The organism is Bacillus sp. NMCC46, assembly GCF_002998465.1.
Lineage (GTDB): Bacteria > Bacillota > Bacilli > Bacillales > Bacillaceae > Bacillus.
This window is the reverse complement of the sequence record NZ_PVQZ01000002.1, coordinates 486,154-508,151: the sequence shown is the minus strand read 5'-3', so window position 1 is coordinate 508,151 and position 21,998 is coordinate 486,154. Positions and strand designations below refer to the sequence as shown.

The 21,998-nt window shown below is 42.7% G+C and carries 17 protein-coding genes and 1 other annotated feature; of the genes, 15 read left to right on the top strand and 2 right to left on the bottom strand.

Annotation, left to right across the window (positions count from 1 at the left end; all coding sequences use genetic code 11):
• Nucleotides 1-29: 29 nt before the first annotated feature.
• Complete coding sequence (locus C6Y01_RS08230; protein WP_106031222.1) at nucleotides 30-1,073, bottom strand: lactonase family protein; 1,044 nt, start codon at nucleotides 1,071-1,073, stop codon at nucleotides 30-32.
• Nucleotides 1,074-1,505: 432 nt separating this feature from the next.
• Here C6Y01_RS08230 and ilvE point away from each other — a divergent pair, with 432 nt between their 5' ends.
• The 14 genes from ilvE (at nucleotide 1,506) to yihA (ending at nucleotide 19,851) form a co-directional block, all read left to right on the top strand.
• Nucleotides 1,506-2,420: a branched-chain-amino-acid transaminase gene (ilvE, locus tag C6Y01_RS08225; protein ID WP_003216381.1), complete on the top strand. Its 915-nt coding sequence runs from the start codon at nucleotides 1,506-1,508 to the stop codon at nucleotides 2,418-2,420.
• 8 nt (nucleotides 2,421-2,428) lie between these two features.
• Nucleotides 2,429-2,675: a binding site (T-box leader), on the top strand.
• Between the two features lie 122 nt (nucleotides 2,676-2,797).
• Nucleotides 2,798-4,522, top strand: a complete 1,725-nt coding sequence (gene ilvB, locus C6Y01_RS08220) for an acetolactate synthase large subunit (RefSeq protein WP_106038033.1) — start codon at nucleotides 2,798-2,800, stop codon at nucleotides 4,520-4,522.
• On the top strand, nucleotides 4,519-5,037 hold the full coding sequence (gene ilvN, locus C6Y01_RS08215; RefSeq protein WP_034661705.1) for an acetolactate synthase small subunit: 519 nt from the start codon (nucleotides 4,519-4,521) through the stop codon (nucleotides 5,035-5,037). Before ilvB ends, ilvN begins: the two co-directional genes overlap by 4 nt.
• A gap of 18 nt (nucleotides 5,038-5,055) precedes the next feature.
• A complete protein-coding gene (gene ilvC, locus C6Y01_RS08210) occupies nucleotides 5,056-6,084 on the top strand; it encodes a ketol-acid reductoisomerase (protein ID WP_034661704.1) in 1,029 nt (342 codons plus the stop codon).
• Entirely contained in the window at nucleotides 6,071-7,624 is a 1,554-nt protein-coding gene (locus C6Y01_RS08205) for a 2-isopropylmalate synthase (RefSeq protein ID WP_034661703.1), read from the top strand. Before ilvC ends, C6Y01_RS08205 begins: the two co-directional genes overlap by 14 nt.
• A gap of 18 nt (nucleotides 7,625-7,642) precedes the next feature.
• Nucleotides 7,643-8,740 carry a 3-isopropylmalate dehydrogenase gene (leuB, locus tag C6Y01_RS08200; protein WP_095285533.1) on the top strand — a complete coding sequence of 366 codons (1,098 nt, stop codon included), beginning with the start codon at nucleotides 7,643-7,645 and terminating at the stop codon, nucleotides 8,738-8,740.
• Between the two features lie 40 nt (nucleotides 8,741-8,780).
• A complete protein-coding gene (gene leuC / locus C6Y01_RS08195; protein WP_034661700.1) occupies nucleotides 8,781-10,196 on the top strand; it encodes a 3-isopropylmalate dehydratase large subunit in 1,416 nt (471 codons plus the stop codon).
• A gap of 13 nt (nucleotides 10,197-10,209) precedes the next feature.
• The gene (leuD, locus tag C6Y01_RS08190; protein WP_095285531.1) at nucleotides 10,210-10,809 is read left to right on the top strand and encodes a 3-isopropylmalate dehydratase small subunit; all 600 of its coding nucleotides are present in this window, start codon (nucleotides 10,210-10,212) and stop codon (nucleotides 10,807-10,809) included.
• 125 nt (nucleotides 10,810-10,934) lie between these two features.
• A complete protein-coding gene (gene ddcA / locus C6Y01_RS08185; protein ID WP_034661697.1) occupies nucleotides 10,935-11,942 on the top strand; it encodes a DNA damage checkpoint antagonist DdcA in 1,008 nt (335 codons plus the stop codon).
• Between the two features lie 239 nt (nucleotides 11,943-12,181).
• Complete coding sequence (gene tig, locus C6Y01_RS08180; protein WP_034661695.1) at nucleotides 12,182-13,456, top strand: trigger factor; 1,275 nt, start codon at nucleotides 12,182-12,184, stop codon at nucleotides 13,454-13,456.
• A 251-nt stretch (nucleotides 13,457-13,707) separates the two neighbouring features.
• Complete coding sequence (gene clpX / locus C6Y01_RS08175; RefSeq protein ID WP_012010785.1) at nucleotides 13,708-14,973, top strand: ATP-dependent protease ATP-binding subunit ClpX; 1,266 nt, start codon at nucleotides 13,708-13,710, stop codon at nucleotides 14,971-14,973.
• 136 nt (nucleotides 14,974-15,109) lie between these two features.
• On the top strand, nucleotides 15,110-16,771 hold the full coding sequence (lonB, locus tag C6Y01_RS08170) for an ATP-dependent protease LonB (RefSeq protein WP_012010784.1): 1,662 nt from the start codon (nucleotides 15,110-15,112) through the stop codon (nucleotides 16,769-16,771).
• A gap of 171 nt (nucleotides 16,772-16,942) precedes the next feature.
• Nucleotides 16,943-19,267: an endopeptidase La gene (gene lon, locus C6Y01_RS08165; protein WP_106038032.1), complete on the top strand. Its 2,325-nt coding sequence runs from the start codon at nucleotides 16,943-16,945 to the stop codon at nucleotides 19,265-19,267.
• Nucleotides 19,264-19,851: a ribosome biogenesis GTP-binding protein YihA/YsxC gene (yihA, locus tag C6Y01_RS08160; RefSeq protein ID WP_034661689.1), complete on the top strand. Its 588-nt coding sequence runs from the start codon at nucleotides 19,264-19,266 to the stop codon at nucleotides 19,849-19,851. The genes lon and yihA overlap by 4 nt, the downstream gene beginning before the upstream one ends.
• A 45-nt stretch (nucleotides 19,852-19,896) precedes the next feature.
• On the opposite strand, the gene C6Y01_RS08155 is transcribed toward yihA, so the two are convergent.
• Complete coding sequence (locus C6Y01_RS08155; RefSeq protein ID WP_034661687.1) at nucleotides 19,897-20,382, bottom strand: hypothetical protein; 486 nt, start codon at nucleotides 20,380-20,382, stop codon at nucleotides 19,897-19,899.
• A gap of 242 nt (nucleotides 20,383-20,624) precedes the next feature.
• Between C6Y01_RS08155 and hemA the strand changes: the two genes are divergently transcribed.
• On the top strand, nucleotides 20,625-21,992 hold the full coding sequence (gene hemA / locus C6Y01_RS08150) for a glutamyl-tRNA reductase (RefSeq protein ID WP_106038031.1): 1,368 nt from the start codon (nucleotides 20,625-20,627) through the stop codon (nucleotides 21,990-21,992).
• The last annotated feature ends 6 nt before the right edge of the window (nucleotides 21,993-21,998 follow it).

Sequence of the window (21,998 nt, the reverse complement as noted above, 5' to 3'; positions counted from 1 at the left end):
TGAAGCCTCCAAAACGGAGGCTTTTTTCATTATCCTAAAAATTTCACGCAAACTGGATGAGGAACGGCGATGTCTGATTGTAAGACAGTGAGTCGTCCTGTTTCTTTGTCGCGTTTGTATAACACTAGGTTGCTAGATTCTTGGTTTGAACCGACGAGGAATTCTTCAGTTGGATCAAGCACAAAGTCCCTAGGCCAGTTTCCTTCAGATGAAGCAATCTCGACAAGACTTAATTGGCCGTCGGCGTCTGCTTTAAAAATCGCAATGCTGTCATGACCGCGATTTCCTGCATAAACAAATTGGCCGTCTGAAGACACGTGAATGGCACTGCCTTGATTGTTCTCTGTAAAGTCGCTTGGAATGGTTGCGATCGTTTGGATCTCTTCGAAATGACCATCTTCAAAGTAACGAAGCACAATCACCTCTGAGCTTAGCTCTGTCATCACATATGCCACAGGTTTCGTTGGATGGAATGTGATATGGCGAGGACCGGTGCCTGGTTTTGTTTCAAATGTATGAGCGAGCTCGAGTTTGCCGCCCTCTTTCTTATACGTATAAATGCCATCTGTCCCAAGGTCAACAGCCACTGCAAATTGTTCATCTGGTGTCAGACCCATAAAGTGAGTGTGCGGTTTTTCCTGACGGTCTTCGTTTGGTCCAGTTCCTTCATGCTGCGCCTGTGACAGCGTGCGGATGACTGAGCCATTTTCAGCATCGATTTCATACATCTCTGCTGTTCCTTTATGATAGTTTGCTGTAAAAGCTGTTTTTGTTTGACTGTCCACGCTGACGTGGCAAGGAGAAGCGCCATCGGCAAGCTCTTGGTTGATGAAACGAAGTGTGCCGGTTTCTGCATCAATTTGATACGCAGCCACGCCGCCCTGTGATCCTTCTTTCACAACAGAATACACAAATTTTTGAGAATCTGAGACGGTTAAATATGTAGGATTTTCAAGTTCAGCAGCTACTTTTACTTGTTCGATCTGCTGCTTGTCCGTATTTAATGTAAAAGTATAAATGCCTTTACTGTCTCCCTTTGTATATGTTCCGATATAACCTCTGATGTTAGCCATGTATTGCCCTCCTTCTATAAGATGCTCTCATTCTATCATAAATTCATAGGAAAACGCTTTAGAAAGGCATGCCGAAAGAAAATCAAAAGCGTTGAAATCTACCAGTATTCATTAAAAACGATGTGAAAAAATATGACAAACGTTTTCTCAAAAGAAAAGCGTTCAGGTAAAGTAAATCAATTGAAGAAAAAATACAAAAAATTTTAAGTTTTTTCATTCCTTGTCTAGCAAAGGTGTAAGCGTATACATTTAATTTTGATTAGTCTAAATTGTCTAATAATTTTAAAAATGCTGTTGACACTGTATGGAAAGCGGCGTAAGATGGGTTCAACAAAAGCTAAACAAACACGCAGAGCAAGCGTGAGAGGCTTCAATAAAAAGTGTCTGAAAATTCAACTACTTTTTGTTTGAAAGAGAGGGTGCGCACTGATAATGGAAGACCAAAAGGAACAGTGGATCTTTTTAAACGATGAACTCGTGAAAAAAGAGGATGCGAAAATTTCAGTTTATGATCATGGCTTCTTATATGGTGACGGTGTGTTCGAAGGGATACGCGTGTATAACGGAAATATCTTTCGAATGAAAGAACATTTAGACCGCCTGTATGATTCCGCCAGATCCATTATGCTGAACATTCCATATTCACTTGAGGAACTCACGGAAAAAATGATTCATACAGTTGAAAGGAACGGCCTAAAGGATGCCTATATTCGTCTTGTTGTCTCAAGAGGAGCTGGTGATCTTGGTTTAGATCCAAACAACTGCGGGAGAGCCAACACAGTGATCATTGTAGAGCCGCTGGCCATCTTTCCAAAGCACCTATATGAAACGGGTATTGATATTGTAACAGTACCGACGAGACGAAATCGTCCCGATGTACTGAGCCCAAAAGTGAAATCATTAAATTATTTGAATAACATCCTTGTCCGAATCGAAGCCCATATGGCCGGTGTGAGTGAAGCGCTGATGCTGAACGATCAAGGGTACGTGGCAGAAGGTTCTGCAGACAATGTGTTTATTTATAAAAAAGGTAAGCTTTATACACCGCCAGGTTATATCGGCGCTCTTGAAGGCATCACAAGAAATGCCATCATGGAGATTGCAGAAGACTTAGGCTACGAAGTGAAAGAAGAACCATTCACAAGGCACGATGTGTATACAGCAGAAGAAGTTTTTCTGACAGGAACCGCAGCCGAAGTGATCGCTGTTGTAAAGGTTGACGGCCGTACAATCGGTGAAGGGAAACCTGGGGTCCACACAAACAAACTTCTTGAACAATTCCGCAAGCGAGTGGTTGAAGAAGGAGAAAAAGTCGTATTTACAGATGAAAACATTCACGCAAGCTAAATAGATATCGATAAACGTTGAAGAGGACTAGTAGCTTTAGAGTCAGTATCTACAGAGAGCCGGTGGTAGCTGGAAACCGGTGTTACTTTCTAAAGTGAACTCACCTCTGAGTGTCTGCTTGAAATGATAGTAGGGCAGACCGAGTGACATTGCTCACTCGTTACCAAAATGGATGAAAGATGTCCATGAGACGGCAGCAGATTTTGCCGTGAACAAGGGTGGTACCGCGAAAAACAAAGCTTTTTCGCCCCTTTGACCTAGTGAAAAGTAGTGTCATTGTGGGGTGAGAAGGCTTTTTTATATGGTCTAAAATCTCGATCTTGAATAGAAAAGGGTGAAAAGACTTGACTGAAGCAAGACAAAGAGGAGGAAATCAAATGGGGACAAATGTACAAGTGGAGACGGAAACATCTAAAGCACCACAAACGATGAACGGTGCACTCATGTTAATTGAAGCACTCAAAAGAGAAAAAGTAGAAGTCATTTTCGGATATCCAGGCGGAGCGGTTTTACCGATCTACGATAAAATTTATGATTCTGGTTTATTTCATGTCCTGCCAAGGCATGAGCAGGGAGCGATTCACGCAGCAGAAGGATACGCAAGAGTATCTGGCAAACCGGGTGTTGTCATTGCAACATCAGGACCTGGAGCGACAAACCTTGTCACAGGAATTGCAGATGCAATGATTGATTCACTTCCTCTTGTTGTCTTCACAGGACAGGTGGCAACCTCAGTCATTGGATCAGACGCTTTCCAGGAAGCAGACGTGCTCGGCATCACAATGCCCATCACAAAGCACAGCTACCAAGTAAGAAATCCAGAGGAATTACCGGGTGTCATTAAAGAGGCGTTCCACATCGCAACAACAGGCAGACCTGGTCCAGTCTTGATTGATATTCCAAAAGATGTGGCAGGCATTGAAGGAACGTTTGAATACGATCAGCCAATTGATTTACCTGGTTATCAGCCAAAAGTCGAGCCGAACTATTTGCAAATTCGCAAATTAGTAGAAGCTGTAAGCAGAGCGAAGAAACCAGTCATTCTAGCAGGAGCTGGCGTTCTTCATGGCAAAGCATCTGAAGAATTAAGGCAGTATGTAGAGCAGCAGCAAATCCCAGTCGCTCATACACTGCTTGGACTTGGCGGATTCCCAGCAAAGCATCCTCTATTTCTAGGGATGGCTGGTATGCATGGCACATATGCGGCGAATATGGCCCTTCACCAATGTGATCTGCTCATTTCAATCGGTGCAAGATTTGATGACAGGGTAACTGGCAACCTCAATCACTTTGCGAAACATGCGAAGGTAGCACATATTGATATCGATCCAGCGGAAATTGGCAAGAACATTCATACCCATATCCCGGTTGTTGGAGACAGTAAGCTAGTCCTTGAAGAGCTGATCAAGCAAGACGGGAAGCAAGGGGAATCAAATGAATGGAAAAACCAATTAGATGAGTGGAAGGCAGAATATCCACTCTGGTACGTTGAAAACGAAGCAGAGGGCTTTAAGCCTCAAAAGCTGATTGAATACATTCATCAATTCACAAAAGGTGAAGCCATTGTGGCAACTGATGTCGGACAGCATCAAATGTGGGCAGCGCAGTTCTATCCATTTGAAAATGCAGATAAGTGGGTCACATCTGGCGGCCTTGGTACGATGGGCTTCGGTTTACCGGCAGCCATTGGCGCTCAGCTGGCTGATCAAGAGGCAACGGTTGTGGCGATTTTAGGAGACGGAGGTTTCCAAATGACCTTGCAAGAACTTGCCGTTATCCGTGAGCTGAACCTTCCAGTGAAAGTGATTGTTCTGAATAATCACAGCCTTGGAATGGTAAGACAATGGCAAGAAATTTTCTACGAAGAACGCTACTCATATTCTAAATTTTCAGAGCAGCCAGACTTCGTTAAATTATCTGAAGCTTATGGCATTAAAGGAATCAGAATCTCATCAGACGAAGAGGCGAAAGAAAAGCTTGAAGAAGCGTTAACCTCTAGAGAGCCTGTTTTCATCGATGTCAATGTAGCGAGAGATGAAAAAGTATTCCCGATGGTCGCACCGGGGAAAGGACTTCATGAGATGGTGGGGGTGAAACCTTGAAAAGAATTATTGTGTTGACTGTATTAAATCGATCAGGCGTACTGAACCGAATCACTGGCCTTTTTACCAAAAGACACTACAACATTGAAAGCATTACGGTCGGCCATTCTGAGATTCAAGATGTATCACGCATCACGTTCGTCGTCCATGTAGACCAAGAGAAAGACATCGAACAGCTGACAAAACAGCTGAACAAGCAAATTGATGTTCTCAAAGTAACAGACATTACAAACCAATCAATCGTTCAGCGAGAGCTGGCTTTGATAAAAGTCGTTTCTGCACCGGCATCTAGAATGGAGATCACAGGGGTCATTGAACCGTTTAGAGCTTCTATTGTAGATGTAAGCAGAGAGAGTGTCGTCATTCAGGTGACAGGTGAGTCTTCAAAAATTGAAGCACTCATTGAATTACTTAAGCCATACGGCATTAAAGAAGTCGCCAGAACTGGCACCACGGCCTTTGCGAGAGATAATCAGCAAAAGCCGCAATCAAATAAAACAATTTCAATTGTCTAAACAAAAGGAGAGAGTCAAATGGTAAAAGTATATTATAACGGTGATATTCAAGAAAACGTATTAAATGGTCAAAAGGTTGCTATCATTGGGTATGGATCACAAGGTCATGCACATGCATTGAACTTAAAAGAAAGCGGCGTAGATGTGATCGTCGGCGTGAGAAAAGGCGGATCTTATACAAAAGCACAAGAAGACGGCCATCAAGTATTCACAGTAAAAGAAGCGGCAGCACAAGCAGATGTCGTCATGGTACTACTACCAGATGAGCAGCAAAAGAAAGTATATGACGAAGAAATCAAAGATCAATTAGAAGCAGGCAACTCACTTGTTTTCGCACACGGATTCAACGTTCACTTTCATCAAATTGTTCCTCCAAGTGACGTAGATGTGTATCTTGTGGCTCCAAAAGGTCCAGGACATCTTGTGAGAAGAACATATGAGCAAGGCGCTGGTGTACCTGCCCTATTTGCCATCTATCAAGATGTATCTGGCCAAGCGAAAGACAAAGCACTTGCTTATGCAAAAGCAATCGGCGGAGCAAGAGCAGGCGTCCTTGAAACAACATTTAAAGAAGAAACGGAAACGGATCTATTCGGTGAGCAAGCGGTCCTTTGCGGAGGTCTTACTTCACTAGTGAAAGCAGGTTTCGAAACGTTAACAGAAGCTGGTTATCAGCCAGAGCTTGCATACTTCGAGTGTCTGCATGAACTGAAATTAATTGTTGACCTTATGTATGAAGAAGGATTAGAAGGCATGAGATATTCAATCTCTGATACAGCACAATGGGGTGACTTCGTATCAGGACCGCGTGTTGTGGATGCAAACGTAAAAGAATCTATGAAAGCCGTCTTGACTGATATCCAAAACGGAACATTTGCAAAAGAATGGATTGTTGAAAACCAAGTGAATCGTCCACGTTTCAATGCGATCAATGCAAATGAAAATGAGCACCAAATTGAAATCGTCGGAAGAAAGCTTCGTGAAATGATGCCTTTCGTCAAACAAGGAAAGAAAAAGGAAGCGGTGAGCGTCGGTGCGGAAAATTAATTTTTTTGACACAACACTTCGAGATGGAGAGCAATCACCAGGAGTGAACTTAAATGCACAAGAAAAGCTAATCATTGCAAAGCAGCTTGAGCGCCTTGGGGTTAATATCATTGAAGCGGGTTTTCCCGCTTCATCCCGAGGGGATTTCTTAGGCGTACAAGAAATTGCTAGAACGATCAAAAACTGTTCAGTTGCTGGTCTTGCACGATGTGTGAAAGGTGACATCGATGCTGCATGGGAAGCGTTAAAAGATGGAGTGGAACCAAGAATTCATATCTTTATCGCTACTTCTGATATTCATCTGAAGCATAAACTAAAGAAAACACGTGAAGAAGTCGTAGAACAGGCTGTCTCAATGGTGAAATACGCGAAAGAACGTTTTCCGGTTGTCCAGTGGTCCGCAGAAGATGCGTGTCGTACAGATCTAGCTTTCTTAGCAGAAATTGTAGAGAAGGTCATTGACGCTGGGGCAAGTGTCATTAACTTGCCAGATACAGTTGGATACTTAGCGCCAAAAGAGTACGGCAATATCTTTAAATATATGAAGGAACACGTTCCAAATATCGACCGCGTCAACTTGTCTGCTCACTGTCATGATGATCTAGGAATGGCTGTAGCAAACTCACTTGCTGCCATTGAAAATGGAGCAAATCAAATTGAAACGGCTGTTAATGGAATTGGAGAACGTGCAGGAAATGCCGCTTTAGAAGAAATTGCAGTCGCTCTTCATATTCGAAAAGACTTCTACCAGGTCGAATCAACGATTCAATTGAATGAAATTAAGCGTACAAGTGATGTAGTGAGCAAATACTCAGGAATGATTGTACCGCGCAATAAAGCAGTCGTTGGCAACAACGCTTTTGCACATGAATCAGGTATTCACCAAGATGGTTTCCTCAAAGAAAAAACAACCTATGAAATCATTTCTCCAGAGCTTGTCGGTGTGACAACAGATGTACTAGTCCTTGGGAAACACTCCGGAAGACATGCGTTTAAAGATCGTATGAAAACGCTAGGATTTAAACTAACGGAAGAAGAAATCAATAAGTTCTTCGAAACCTTCAAGAACTTGACGGAGAAGAAAAAAGAAATCACTGATGATGATTTAATTTCTATTATATTAGAAGAAAAAGTAGCAGATCGAAAAATTGGCTACGAATTTGAAAGTCTTCAAGTGCACTATGGGACAGAACAAATGCCAACAGCAACGGTCTCTCTGAAAAATCAAGAAACGCAGGAAGTCATTCAAGAAGCAGCTACAGGCGCAGGCAGTGTAGAAGCTGTGTACAACACGCTGGAGCGCTGTATGGAGGAAAGAATTCATTTGCTAGACTACCGTATTCAATCGAATGGAAAAGGCAGAGATGCACTAGCGGAAGTATATGTCACTGTTTCAATAGAAGGAAAAGAAACCGCTGGACGCGGTGTGGCGCAAGATGTGCTGGAAGCATCGGCGAAAGCCTACGTCAATGCAGTAAACAGGCATTTAATCTTTAAATCAAATCTCATTGAAATTGAGAAACATCACGCGATTTCATAGGAAAGGAGGTAGGTTCTCATGAAAAAGAAAATTGCACTTTTGCCCGGCGATGGAATCGGACCGGAAGTTGTGACATCAGCGGTCGCTGTCCTCAAAGAGACAGCGGCTCAATTTCAACACGAATTCGAATTCGAAACGGCGCTCATTGGCGGTATCGCAATAGATGAAAAAAACAATCCGCTCCCAAAAGAAACGGTTGATGTATGCAAGAGCGCTGATGCGATTTTATTAGGAGCAGTCGGCGGACCAAAATGGGATCAAAACCCGCCAGAGCTTCGTCCGGAAAAAGGCTTGCTCGCTATTCGTAAACAACTGGACTTATTTGCAAACATCCGTCCTGTCAAAGTGTTCGATAGCTTAAGCGAGGCGTCACCGTTAAAACAGGATCACATTAGCGGAGTCGATTTTGTCATCGTTCGTGAATTAACAGGCGGTCTCTATTTTGGTGAACCAAGCGAGCGTTACACGGATGAAGAAGGAAAAGAAGCTGCGGTTGATACGCTTCTTTATACAAAGGAAGAGATTGTCCGTGTATTAAAAGAAGCATTCGACATGGCCTTAACGAGACGGAAAAAAGTAACGTCTGTGGATAAAGCGAATGTTCTTGCTTCTAGTAAACTATGGCGGGATGCGGTAGAAGAAGTGGCTTCTCAATATCCAGACGTCGAATATGAGCACATGCTCGTTGATAATGCCGCCATGCAGCTGATTTATAAGCCTGCTCAATTTGATGTCATTGTGACAGAGAATATGTTTGGTGACATTTTAAGTGACGAGGCTTCAATGATTACTGGGTCACTCGGTATGCTGCCATCTGCCAGTCTATCAAGCACTGGCCTCCATTTATATGAGCCGATTCATGGTTCAGCACCCGATATTGCGGGGCAAAACGTCGCAAACCCTCTAGCAACCATTTTGTCGGCAGCTAGCTTGCTTAGAACATCCTTTGCATTAGAAGAAGAAGGGGCTGCAATAGAAGAAGCTGTGGAAGCTGTTCTTGCCTCTGGCAAACGAACAAAGGACTTATCGGCAAAAGAGGGAACGTATCAAACAACTGAAGAAATCACTCATGCAGTTGTAGACGCACTCAAGCAGCGCGTGAAAACAATTGTATAAATAGAATCTTGTGGAATTAGGTAGAGGGAGGAAAAGGGTTATGCCTCGAACAATCATCGAAAAAATATGGGATCAGCACGTTGTCAAAAGCGGCGAGGGGAAACCAGACCTTTTATATATTGATCTGCATTTGGTGCATGAAGTGACATCACCTCAAGCATTTGAAGGATTAAGACAAAAAGGGCGCAAGGTGAGAAGACCTCAAAACACGTTTGCGACCATGGATCACAACATCCCGACTGTGAATCGATTTGTGATCAAAGATGAGATTGCTAAAAAACAAGTGAGTGCTCTAGAGCGCAACTGTGCTGAATTTGGCGTCCGTCTAGCTGACCTTCACAGTGTAGACCAAGGGATCGTCCATGTTGTTGGACCGGAGCTTGGGTTGACACTTCCAGGGAAAACAATCGTTTGCGGAGATAGTCATACATCAACTCATGGCGCGTTTGGTGCACTTGCTTTTGGAATCGGTACAAGTGAGGTTGAACATGTACTTTCCACACAAACGCTTTGGCAGCAGCGTCCGAAAACATTAGAAATTAGAGTAGACGGAAAGCTGCAAAAAGGGGTAACGGCCAAAGATGTCATTTTAGCAGTCATTGGTGCGCATGGCGTGAAGTTCGGATCAGGTTATGTGATTGAATACACTGGGGAAGTATTCAGAAACATGACGATGGATGAACGCATGACGGTTTGTAATATGTCGATTGAAGCAGGTGCAAGAGCAGGATTGATTGCACCTGATGAAGTCACCTTTGAATATTGCCGCGGCCGCAAATATGCACCGCAGGGAGAAGACTTCGAAGCAGCGATTAAAGAATGGGAAGAACTTAAAACAGATCCAGGTGCAACCTATGATAAAACGATTGTTTTAGATGGGAATGAGATTTCACCAATGGTCACATGGGGAATTAACCCAGGAATGGTGCTGCCTGTAGATGCGTCGATCCCAGGGCCTGAGGATTTTGCACAAGAGGATGATCAAAAAGAAGCGATTCGTGCGTACGAATACATGGGTGTTCATCCGCATCAGCGTATTGAAGATATTACGATTGAGCATGTGTTTATCGGCTCATGTACAAACTCAAGAATGACTGATTTACGCCAAGCAGCTTCTATGATAGAAGGACAAAAGGTAGCTGATCATGTCAGAGCGATTGTCGTGCCTGGCTCTCAAAGCGTCAAATTGCAAGCAGAAGAAGAAGGTCTTCATGAAATCTTCCTTGAAGCAGGATTTGAATGGAGAGAATCTGGCTGCAGTATGTGTCTTAGCATGAATAACGATGTGGTACCAGAAGGCGAACGCTGCGCATCCACATCAAACCGTAACTTTGAGGGACGTCAAGGAAAAGGTGCGAGAACGCATCTTGTCAGCCCGGCAATGGCTGCAATGGCTGCAATACATGGCCGATTTGTCGATGTCAGGAAGTTTAATCAAGAGAAAACAGTCGTGTAAGGAGTTGTCATAGATGGAGCCTTTAGTCACACACAAAGGGAAAGCCGCTGTGCTTAACCGTATCAACGTAGATACAGATCAAATTATTCCGAAGCAATTTTTGAAAAGAATTGAACGAACAGGATATGGCCGGTTTGCCTTTTTCGACTGGCGGTATTTAGCCGATGGCAGCCCAAACCCTGATTTCGAACTGAATCAGCCGATTTATGAAGGAGCATCCATTTTGATCGCAGGAGAAAACTTTGGCTGCGGATCATCAAGGGAACATGCCCCTTGGGCACTTGATGATTATGGTTTCAAAATTGTCATCGCACCATCATTCGCAGATATTTTTCACCAAAACTGCTTTAAAAATGGGATGCTTCCGATTCGTCTTGATTATGATGTGTGGAAAACATTCGCTGCGTCATATGAGAACAAAGGGTATGAGATGACGGTTGATCTTGAAAAACAGCAAATAGAAGATCACGAAGGGAATATCACTCCTTTTGATGTGGATCCTCACTGGAGAGAAATGCTCCTGAATGGCTATGATGAGATTTCATTAACTTTACTACTAGAAGATGACATTCAAGCATTTGAAGAAAAGCGCAGCAGCTGGCTGCGTGCGTAAACTACAAGAAGCCGTCCGCCCGAGGTGTGACGGCTTCTTTTTTGCATGAAAACCTCTCGTTACTTGTGTTTACTAACCTTCGTTGGTAAACTGATAAAAAATATGCGCCCGAAAGGAACGTAAGCATGAAACATGACAAGAAGAAAGATAATGTCATTTTGTTTCCTGGTCTGAAAGAAAGACTGATTGAAAAAGGAATGGCAGCATTAAAAGATAAACAGTATCAAGAGGCGCTTCACTTGTTTTCAGAAGCAAAATCTTATGATGACGATGAAGAATCCGATATTCACCTCGGCATGGCGATTTGTTTTCTGGAGCTGGGCGAGCTGCAGGATGCAAAGCGTGTTTGTGAAAAGATGCTGCATGAGGGATATGGTCATTACTTCACCGTGCTTCAAGTGTATATGACGATCTTAATTCAGCTGAAAGAATATGAAGAAGTGAAGCAGACAATTGAGGCAGTACTTGAGGAAAATCACCTTCCAGCAGAAAGCGCGGAGCATTTTTACAAGCTGCTCGAATTTAGCAGAAAAATGATCGAATCACCTGAAAAGATTTTAGATGAAGATGAGGATGGCGCCGGTGAAATCAATATAGATGATATGCTTGAGCGGCCAGAAGAGCAGGTGCAGTTCATCCATTCGTTGAAAGACCGGAACATCACACCACACATGGGTCTATTAAATACGATCTTACAAAAGCCTGATGGAAACCCTTTGGTCAAATCATTAATCCTGCAGCTTCTGTCAGATCATGATGTGGCAAAGCCGGTTCATGTGACGAAATTCGGTGATTCTTTAACGCTTGTTCCTTCTGAGGCTGTTAAGCCAGAGCAGATGCCGCTGCTTCAGCAAGTCCTTCGTAAGCTCGATGACACACTCGGCAATGAGAACCCAACCCTTTACCAAGGCGTGGAAGAGTTATGGCGCCGGCACTTATTTGTGCTTTATCCATTTCTTCCTAAATACACAGATCCGAATCTTTGGGCAGCAGCACTTCATAAAGTCGGCTATGAAATGCACGGGATTGAGATTGACCTCGAAGAATTGCATCTATTGTATGAATTTAATGAACGAGAGCTGAGAGAAGCTTGCACAATGCTGAAAGATATTGAAGAAATTTCTTATTTGTAATTTGTCGATTTAGTTGAAAGACGGACTTGTTATGTTATAATATAATGGTTGTATTTGTGCATATATCGTGCAGTTGTAGATTCCAACGGTTGAAAGACGATATGTATAATCAAGTCAAATGTTGTATACATAATACCGCTTCTTGAGCGGCGTGCGTGGTTTTTGATTGGACGAAGTCTTTATGATGCTTTAGAATGTAACAACGCACAATCTGAATAGATTTTTGGAGGGAAACACACATGTCAGTAAAATGGGAAAAACAAGAAGGTAACGAAGGCGTCCTAACTGTAGAAGTTGATGCTGAAACATTTAACAAAGCACTTGATGATGCGTTTAAGAAGGTTGTCAAGCAAGTATCGATCCCTGGATTCCGTAAAGGGAAAGTACCACGTGGTCTTTTCGAACAGCGTTTTGGTGTAGAATCTCTTTATCAAGATGCATTAGATATTCTTCTTCCAGTTGAATATCCAAAAGCAATCGATGAAGCTGGTATCGAGCCAGTTGACCGCCCTGAAATCGATGTTGAGAAAATCGAAAAAGGCGAAAGCTTAATCTTCACTGCAAAAGTAACAGTGAAGCCTGAAGTGAAACTTGGTGACTACAAAGGTCTTAACGTAGAAAAAGACGACGCAACTGTCACTGATGAAGATGTACAAGAAGAGTTAAAAGGCATGCAAAACCGTCAAGCTGAGCTTGTTGTCAAAGAAGAAGGCGCAATCGAAAACGGCGATACAGTTGTTCTTGATTTCGAAGGATTCGTTGATGGAGAAGCATTCGAAGGCGGAAAAGCTGAGAACTACTCTCTTGAAGTAGGTTCAGGTTCATTCATCCCTGGTTTCGAAGAGCAGTTAGTTGGTCTTGAAGCAGGCGCTGAAAAAGACGTAGAAGTCACTTTCCCAGAAGAATATCATGCTGAAGACCTTGCAGGTAAACCAGCTGTATTCAAAGTGAAAATTCACGAAATCAAAGCAAAAGAACTTCCAGCACTTGACGATGAGTTCGCGAAAGATGTTGATGAAGAAGTAGAAACTCTTGCTGAACTAACTGAAAAAACAAAGAAACGTCTTGAAGAAGCGAAAGAAAACGAAGCAGAAGGTAAACTTCGTGAAGAGCTAGTGGAGAAAGCTTCTGAAAATGCGGAAGTTGACATCCCACAAGCGATGGTTGACACAGAGCTAGACCGTATGATGAAAGAATTCGAACAACGCCTTCAAATGCAAGGAATGAACCTTGAGCTTTACTTCCAATTCTCAGGACAAGATGAAAATGCGCTGAAAGAGCAAATGAAAGAAGATGCTGCTAAACGCGTGAAATCTAACCTAACACTTGAAGCAATTGCTGCTGCAGAAAACTTACAAGTGTCTGATGAAGAAGTAGAAGAAGAACTTTCAAAAATGGCTGAAGCATACAACATGCCAATTGAAAATATCAAACAAGCGATCGGATCTACTGACGCAATGAAAGAAGATCTAAAAGTTCGCAAAGCAATTGATTTTCTTGTAGAAAACCGTTAATATGGTGCATAATAATAAAACAGGGCGCGAGTGACTCGTGCCTTGTTTTGTACAATTTTTGACTTATCATCGCTTCTTTTGGAAACGATAGTGTAAGTCGCATCTTTCTGTTATACATATCTCAATGTGCAGTGTTAGAAACACATCATTACCGTCTTTTAGGAAAGTATGGTAAAATGCATACATACTGGACCCAGAAAGGTAGCTGACTGTTAGCTACAGGCAAGTGAAGAAGAATAAGGGGTGAAAGAATGTTTAAATTCAACGAGGAAAAAGGTCAATTAAAATGCTCGTTTTGCGGAAAAACGCAAGATCAAGTGCGTAAACTGGTCGCAGGACCTGGCGTATATATATGTGATGAATGTATCGAGCTTTGCACGGAAATAGTTGAAGAAGAGCTCGGCACTGAGGAAGAAGTTGAATTCAAGGATGTTCCGAAGCCTCATGAAATTCGGGAGATTCTTGATGAATATGTCATCGGACAAGAAAATGCGAAGAAATCCTTAGCTGTAGCGGTGTATAACCACTACAAACGGATCAATTCCAACAGCAAGATTGATGATGTTGAGCTTTCGAAAAGTAATATCTCTATGATTGGGCCAACAGGAAGCGGTAAAACTTTACTTGCTCAAACGCTTGCTCGTATTTTAAATGTGCCATTTGCGATTGCAGATGCAACATCTTTAACTGAAGCAGGTTATGTTGGTGAAGACGTAGAGAATATTTTACTAAAGCTGATCCAAGCAGCCGATTATGATGTAGAAAAAGCGGAAAAAGGCATTATCTACATCGATGAAATCGATAAAGTAGCAAGAAAATCAGAAAACCCTTCTATCACTCGTGATGTATCTGGGGAAGGTGTTCAGCAAGCACTATTGAAAATTCTTGAAGGAACTGTCGCTAGTGTACCGCCTCAAGGTGGACGTAAGCATCCTCATCAAGAATTCATTCAAATTGATACAACAAATATCCTCTTTATTTGTGGTGGAGCCTTTGACGGCATTGAGCAAATCATCAAACGCCGCTTAGGTCAAAAAGTCATTGGATTCGGTGCGGAAAATAAAATCGAAGATCTTGAAAAAGAAGTTCTTCTATCAAAAGTACTCCCAGAAGACTTGCTTCGCTTCGGTTTAATCCCGGAATTCATCGGCCGTCTACCGGTTATTGCAAGCCTAGAGCCGTTAGATGAAAAAGCACTTGTAGAGATCTTGACGAAGCCTAAAAATGCGCTCGTTAAGCAGTATACAAAAATGCTTGAGCTTGATGATGTAGAGCTTGAGTTTGAAGAAGATGCTCTTAGCGAAATTGCGAAAAAAGCAATTGAGCGTAAAACAGGGGCTCGTGGTCTACGTTCAATCATTGAAGGCATCATGCTTGATGTGATGTTTGACCTTCCATCACGTGATGATATTGAAAAATGTGTGATCACTGGTGCAACGGTTGCTGATGGCGAGTCGCCGCGTCTTGTGTTAAAGGACGGCACAGTCGTCAATAAAGATACGAAAACATCTGCATAAGAGTAGTCTCACTCCTGAATCTTTTTGATTCAGGAGTTTTTTATTTATCGTGGAAGTTGTGTTTATTCCGTCCAGCTCTAGGAAATACTAGCAGACAGAAACCAATACATACGATAGATGAAGGAGGGAGCACCGATTGAGCTGGACAGGAATCGTATTATTCATACAGCTGTTCTTTGGTATCGTCATCGGGCTGTACTTTTGGAACTTACTGCGAAATCAGCGAACACAAAAGGTGACGATAGACAAAGAGTCAAAGAAAGAAATGGAAGCACTCAGAAAGATGCGGTCAATCAAGCTGAGTGAACCTTTATCAGAGAGAGTCCGGCCAAAGGGGTTTCAAGATATTGTAGGGCAGGAAGACGGCATTCGTGCACTAAAAGCGGCACTATGCGGGCCGAACCCTCAGCATGTCATTGTCTACGGACCACCGGGAGTCGGTAAAACAGCCGCTGCCCGTCTTGTGATGGAAGAAGCGAAGCGTCACGCTGATTCTCCGTTTAAAAAAGATGCGGTCTTTGTAGAGCTCGATGCGACAACCGCGAGATTCGATGAACGAGGCATCGCAGACCCGCTCATTGGTTCTGTGCATGACCCGATTTACCAAGGGGCTGGAGCAATGGGACAGGCAGGCATTCCGCAGCCAAAACAAGGAGCCGTCACACATGCGCATGGCGGGGTTCTGTTTATCGATGAAATTGGCGAGCTGCATCCGATCCAAATGAACAAAATGCTCAAAGTGCTTGAAGATCGGAAAGTCTTTTTAGACAGTGCCTACTACAGTGAAGAAAATACCCAAATCCCAAATCACATTCATGATATTTTCCAAAATGGGCTTCCGGCTGATTTTCGATTGATTGGTGCCACGACTAGAACACCTGACGAAATTCCACCAGCGATCCGGTCAAGGTGTCTCGAAATTTTCTTTAAGGACCTTGACCAGCATGAACTGAAAATCGTCGCTGCCAAGGCTGTCCAAAAAATTCAAAAGGAATTAAGTGATGAAGGGCTGAACCTTTTAACATCCTATGTGAAAAATGGACGTGAAGCGGTCAACATGGTGCAGATTGCCGCTGGTATGGCTGTCACGGAAAACCGAAAAGACATCACGATCGAAGATGTAGAATGGGTCATTCATTCAAGCCAGCTGACACCAAGATATGAACAAAAAGTACCAGAAAAGCCAAAAGTGGGGGTAGTCAATGGACTGGCCGTTTATGGACCAAACAGCGGCGCCCTGCTTGAGATTGAAGTGAACATTTGTAAGGCGCTTGAAAAAGGCAGTATCAACATTACAGGCATTGCAGAAGAAGAAAGCATTGGCAATCAGTCGAAATCCATTAGACGAAAAAGTATGGCCAAAGGGTCAGTTGAAAATGTATTAACGGTGCTTCGAAATTTAGGCATTCGGACAAATGAATATGACATCCATATTAATTTTCCAGGCGGTGCCCCTATTGATGGACCGTCTGCTGGGATTGCCATGGCGACCGCGATCTTCTCAGCCATACATCAAATCCCGATCGATCATCTAACAGCCATGACGGGTGAAATCGGATTGCAGGGTCAGGTGAAGCCGATCGGCGGTGTGATACCGAAGATTAAGGCAGCGAAACAAGCTGGTGCCACAACTGTCATTATTCCTTATGACAACCAGCAGTCGATCTTAAAAGAGATTGAAGGGGTCACCATTGTGCCTGTGAAGCACTTCCAAGAAGTGCTGGATCAGTGTTTGGTCAACCCGCCAGACGAGAAGAAAGATGGACTAGAAGACGAAATGAAAAGAAAATCTGTTTAATCCCCATCACATATGGGGATTTTTTAGTGAAATAGATCTTTTTTTCTTTTTCATGATAAAAAGAAAGGGTATACTACGGTAAGATCAACATTTCTCAAGTCTTTTACATTGTACAAGACTGAAACAGGTATATTATAATGATTCATACTAGTGACGGAGGTGTCAATCAACATGGCAGATGAAATCAAAAAGAATGTTCCGCTCCTTCCATTGCGAGGTTTACTTGTTTATCCAACAATGGTCTTGCATTTGGACGTTGGACGCGAGAAGTCTGTTCAAGCATTAGAACAGGCGATGATGAACGATCATATGATTTTTCTAGCAACACAGCGGGAAATTTCAATAGATGAACCAGGTGAAGAGGAAATTTTCAAAGTCGGCACCTACACAAAAATTAAACAAATGCTGAAGCTGCCAAATGGAACGATTCGTGTACTCGTTGAAGGCTTGAATCGAGCGCAGATCGAATCATACGTAGAGTTGGAGGACTATACGTCCGTCGACATAAAAGAATTGGCAGAAGAAGAATTAAAGGACGCAGAAGCAGAAGCACTCATGCGCACATTGTTAGATCACTTTGATCAATACATAAAAATTTCAAAAAAAATCTCAGCTGAAACATATGCAACAGTGACGGATATTGAGGAACCAGGGAGAATGGCAGATATCGTCGCTTCTCACCTGCCGCTCAAATTAAAGGACAAACAAGAAGTACTGGAAACAGTGGATGTCAAAAAACGGCTGAACCGGGTCATCAGCTTAATACACAATGAAAAAGAGGTACTGGAGATTGAAAAGAAAATCGGGCAGCGCGTGAAACGTTCAATGGAACGTACGCAAAAAGAATATTATTTGCGTGAACAAATGAAAGCCATTCAAAAGGAGCTTGGAGACAAGGAAGGGAAAACTGGCGAAGTCAGTTCTTTAATGTCTAAAATCGAAGAGTCGAGCATGCCGGATTCTGTTCGTGAAACAGCGCTCAAAGAATTGAACCGTTATGAAAAAATTCCTTCAAGCTCTGCTGAGAGCTCTGTGATTCGAAATTATATTGATTGGCTGATCAATCTTCCATGGGGCATTTATACAGAAGATCGTCTAGATTTAAAGCTTGCAAGTGAAATTTTAGATGATGAGCATCACGGGCTGGAAAAGGTCAAAGAACGGGTGCTTGAATATCTTGCTGTACAGAAGCTGACCAATTCATTAAAAGGACCGATTCTTTGCTTAGCAGGGCCTCCTGGGGTAGGGAAAACGTCACTTGCCAAATCTATTGCCAAATCACTTGACCGAAAGTTTATCCGTATCTCCCTTGGCGGTGTGCGTGATGAGTCTGAGATTCGTGGACATAGAAGAACGTATGTAGGTGCGATGCCTGGCCGTATCATTCGCGGGATGAGCAAGGCAGGAACGATGAATCCGGTGTTCCTTTTAGATGAAATCGATAAGATGTCCTCTGATTTTAGAGGCGATCCATCTTCTGCGATGCTCGAAGTCTTAGACCCAGAGCAAAATCATAACTTTAGCGATCACTATATTGAAGAAACATTTGATTTGTCTCAGGTGCTATTTATTGCCACTGCCAACAATTTAGCAACCATTCCAGGTCCACTTCGTGATAGAATGGAGATTATCACGATTGCAGGGTATACAGAGGTTGAAAAAGCAGAAATTGTGAAAGATCACCTTCTGCCGAAGCAGCTAAAGGAGCACGGATTAAAGAAAGGGAACTTGCAGCTTCGTGAAGCAGCGATTTTTGATACGATTCGCTATTACACAAGAGAAGCGGGTGTTCGTGGATTAGAGCGTCAGCTTGCGGCAATATGCCGTAAAGCGGCAAGAGCGATTGTGGCTGAAGACCGCAAACGCATCACGGTGACGGAAAAGAACTTATCTGAATTTCTCGGAAAAAGACTTTACCGTTATGGCCAGGCTGAAACGACAGACCAAGTGGGGGTTGTCACAGGACTTGCGTATACCACTGTTGGCGGAGACACCTTGTCGATTGAGGTATCACTCTCACCGGGTAAAGGCAAGCTCTTGTTAACAGGGAAGCTTGGTGATGTCATGAGAGAATCTGCACAGGCGGCATTCAGTTATATTCGTTCGAAAGCAGATGAACTGAACATTGATCCTAATTTTAATGAAAAGCATGATATTCATATCCATGTTCCAGAGGGTGCGGTTCCAAAGGACGGGCCATCAGCTGGTATCACCATTGCGACGGCTCTTGTATCAGCACTCACAGGACGACCTGTATCAAAAGAGGTTGGTATGACAGGAGAGATTACGTTAAGAGGAAGAGTGCTTCCAATTGGCGGACTAAAAGAAAAAGCATTAGGCGCACATCGCGCAGGACTGAAAACCATTATTCTTCCAAAGGACAACGAGAAGGATATTGATGATATTCCTGAAAGTGTGAGAGAAGGACTAACCTTTATTCCGGTCTCACATTTAGATGAGGTGCTTGAGAAAGCGTTGGTAGGAGAGGGAAGATGAAAGTAACAAAATCAGATATCGTCATTAGTGCGGTAAAACCAGAGCAGTATCCGAGCGGGGGACTGCCTGAAATCGCTCTTGCTGGACGATCAAATGTTGGGAAGTCCTCGTTCATCAACTCATTGATTAATCGTAAAAATTTAGCGCGTACGTCTTCTAAACCAGGTAAGACTCAAACGCTTAATTTCTACATCATCAATGATATGCTCCATTTTGTGGACGTTCCAGGCTACGGCTTTGCTAAAGTATCAAAGACAGAGCGCGAAGCCTGGGGTAGAATGATCGAAACGTATATTACAATGCGTGAAGAATTAAAAGCAGTCGTCCAAATTGTGGACCTGCGTCATAAGCCATCAGTAGATGATGTGAACATGTATGAATTCCTGAAATATTACGGAGTTCCCGTAATCGTCATCGCAACAAAGGCGGACAAAATTCCAAAAGGCAAATGGGAAAAACATGCGAAAGTCGTCAAACAGACACTCGACATTGACCCATCAGATGAACTAGTCCTGTTCTCTTCTGAAACGAAAAAGGGAAAAGACGAAGCCTGGAATGCCATCCTTGCGAAGATTAACAGCTAAAAGAAAAGGCATCTGTCATGGACAGATGCCTTTTTATTGTATAAGTTATTTCCTTTTTAAAAATAATAAGAGGAGACTGACAGCAATCAGTACATAAGGCCAGTACAATTCAAAACCGGAAGTAGGGATCGAAAGGGAACTTAGCTGTTTTGTAATTTGCTGAAAGAAATAAAGGAACAGACCGAGTGCAATGAGAACAACACTTTCAATACGATATTCTTTTTTCTGAGATGATTTCACAAAGAGTGCAAGTCCAACGATGAATACGATCATCGTAAATGTGTCTGGCCAGTGGTCTAATTTTGGCTGAAGAATAAAGTGTAGCGAAAGGCCCGTCATAAGCATACCGATAAACACATGAGCGCTTTCTTGCTCCTTCTTTCCTTGATATAAGAAAGCAAGGCCAAAAAGCAGTATGAGTGTATACCATTTCTCTTGATCCTTCCAAATGTCAAATTGACCTCCTGAGAGAATGGCATATAGCGCTACAGCCAGCAAAGTGAGCGGCAGCAAAATGGATTTCTTCTTCAAAGATGTCACCTTCTTTTAAGCAGATCATTTGTCCGCACGCGCCAAATCTGGTAAATTGCTTGAAGTGATGATATGGCATAATTAGTGTCGAACATTTTTCTACTATATCACAACATTTTTGAAATCTGTTCACAATTTTCATCCAGTTAAAAATGAATATATGTTATAATCATTATAAATAATAAATTCTATATTGTAATTATTATAAATTAGACAGGGCGTTGGGGGTGCAAGCTGAAGTTATGCATATTCTTGTTGTGGGTTTAGATTATAAAACAGCCCCTGTTGAGATACGGGAACAGCTGAGCTTTGAACCGAGCGAGCTCGGAACAGCGATGTCCAAGCTTAAAGAAGAAAAAAGCATTCTAGAGAATATCGTCATCTCAACATGTAATCGAACAGAGATCTACGCAGTGGTAGATCAGCTTCATACTGGACGGTTTTATATAAAAAGATTTTTAGCCGATTGGTTCGGTTTAGAAAAAGAAGATGTCTCTCCATATTTGAAGTTCTATGAAAATGATGGAGCGGTTGAGCATTTATTCCGTGTGGCCTGTGGACTTGATTCCATGGTGATTGGCGAAACACAAATACTTGGTCAAGTGCGCTCTAGCTTTAAAGTAGCTCAAGAGGAGAAGACCATTGGTACCGTTTTCAATTATTTATTCAAACAGGCGGTCACCGTTGCAAAACGCTCTCATGCGGAAACAGACATTGCGTCTAATGCCGTGTCTGTCAGCTATGCAGCTGTCGAGCTTGCAAAAAAAATCTTTGGACGTCTTTCTGATAAACATGTCCTGATTCTTGGTGCGGGTAAAATGGGCGAACTAGCGGCTCAAAACCTTCAAGGTCAAGGGATTGGTCAAGTAACGGTTATCAATCGAACGTATGAGAAAGCAAAAGAATTGGCGGGTCGTTTTTCAGGAGAGCCTAAAAGCTTAAACCAATTGGAAAAAACATTATCCGAAGCGGACATTTTAATTAGCTCCACTGGTGCGAAACAATTTGTCATTACAAAGGAAATGGTCGAAAGTGCGAATAAAAAGCGGAAGGGCAGACCTCTATTTATGGTGGATATTGCTGTGCCCCGTGATTTAGAACCAGCCATTTCTGAAGTAGAAGGTGCTTTTTTGTATGACATTGATGACCTTGAGGGCATCGTGGCAGCCAACTTAAAAGAACGCCGTGCGGTGGCTGAGCAGGTTGAGATCCTCATTGAAGCAGAAATTGTGGAATTTAAGCAATGGCTGAATACGCTTGGTGTGGTTCCTGTCATTTCTGCACTTAGAGAAAAGGCGCTGACGATTCAAGCGGATACGATGCAGAGTATTGAACGAAAGCTTCCGAACCTCACACACCGTGAAATGAAGCTATTAAATAAACATACGAAAAGCATTATTAATCAAATGCTGAAAGATCCTATCTTAAAGGCAAAAGAAATTGCCGCGGAGCCGAATGCAGAGGAAAAACTTTTACTCTTCAAAGAAATCTTTGATTTACAGGTTGAAGATGAAGAGCAAAAGGTGGAGCCTGTACAGGTGGAGCAAGGGTCATTTCAGCTGTTCAAACCAAATATGGCACAAGGCTTTGCTACAGTTGCCAGTGAGTGATTAAGC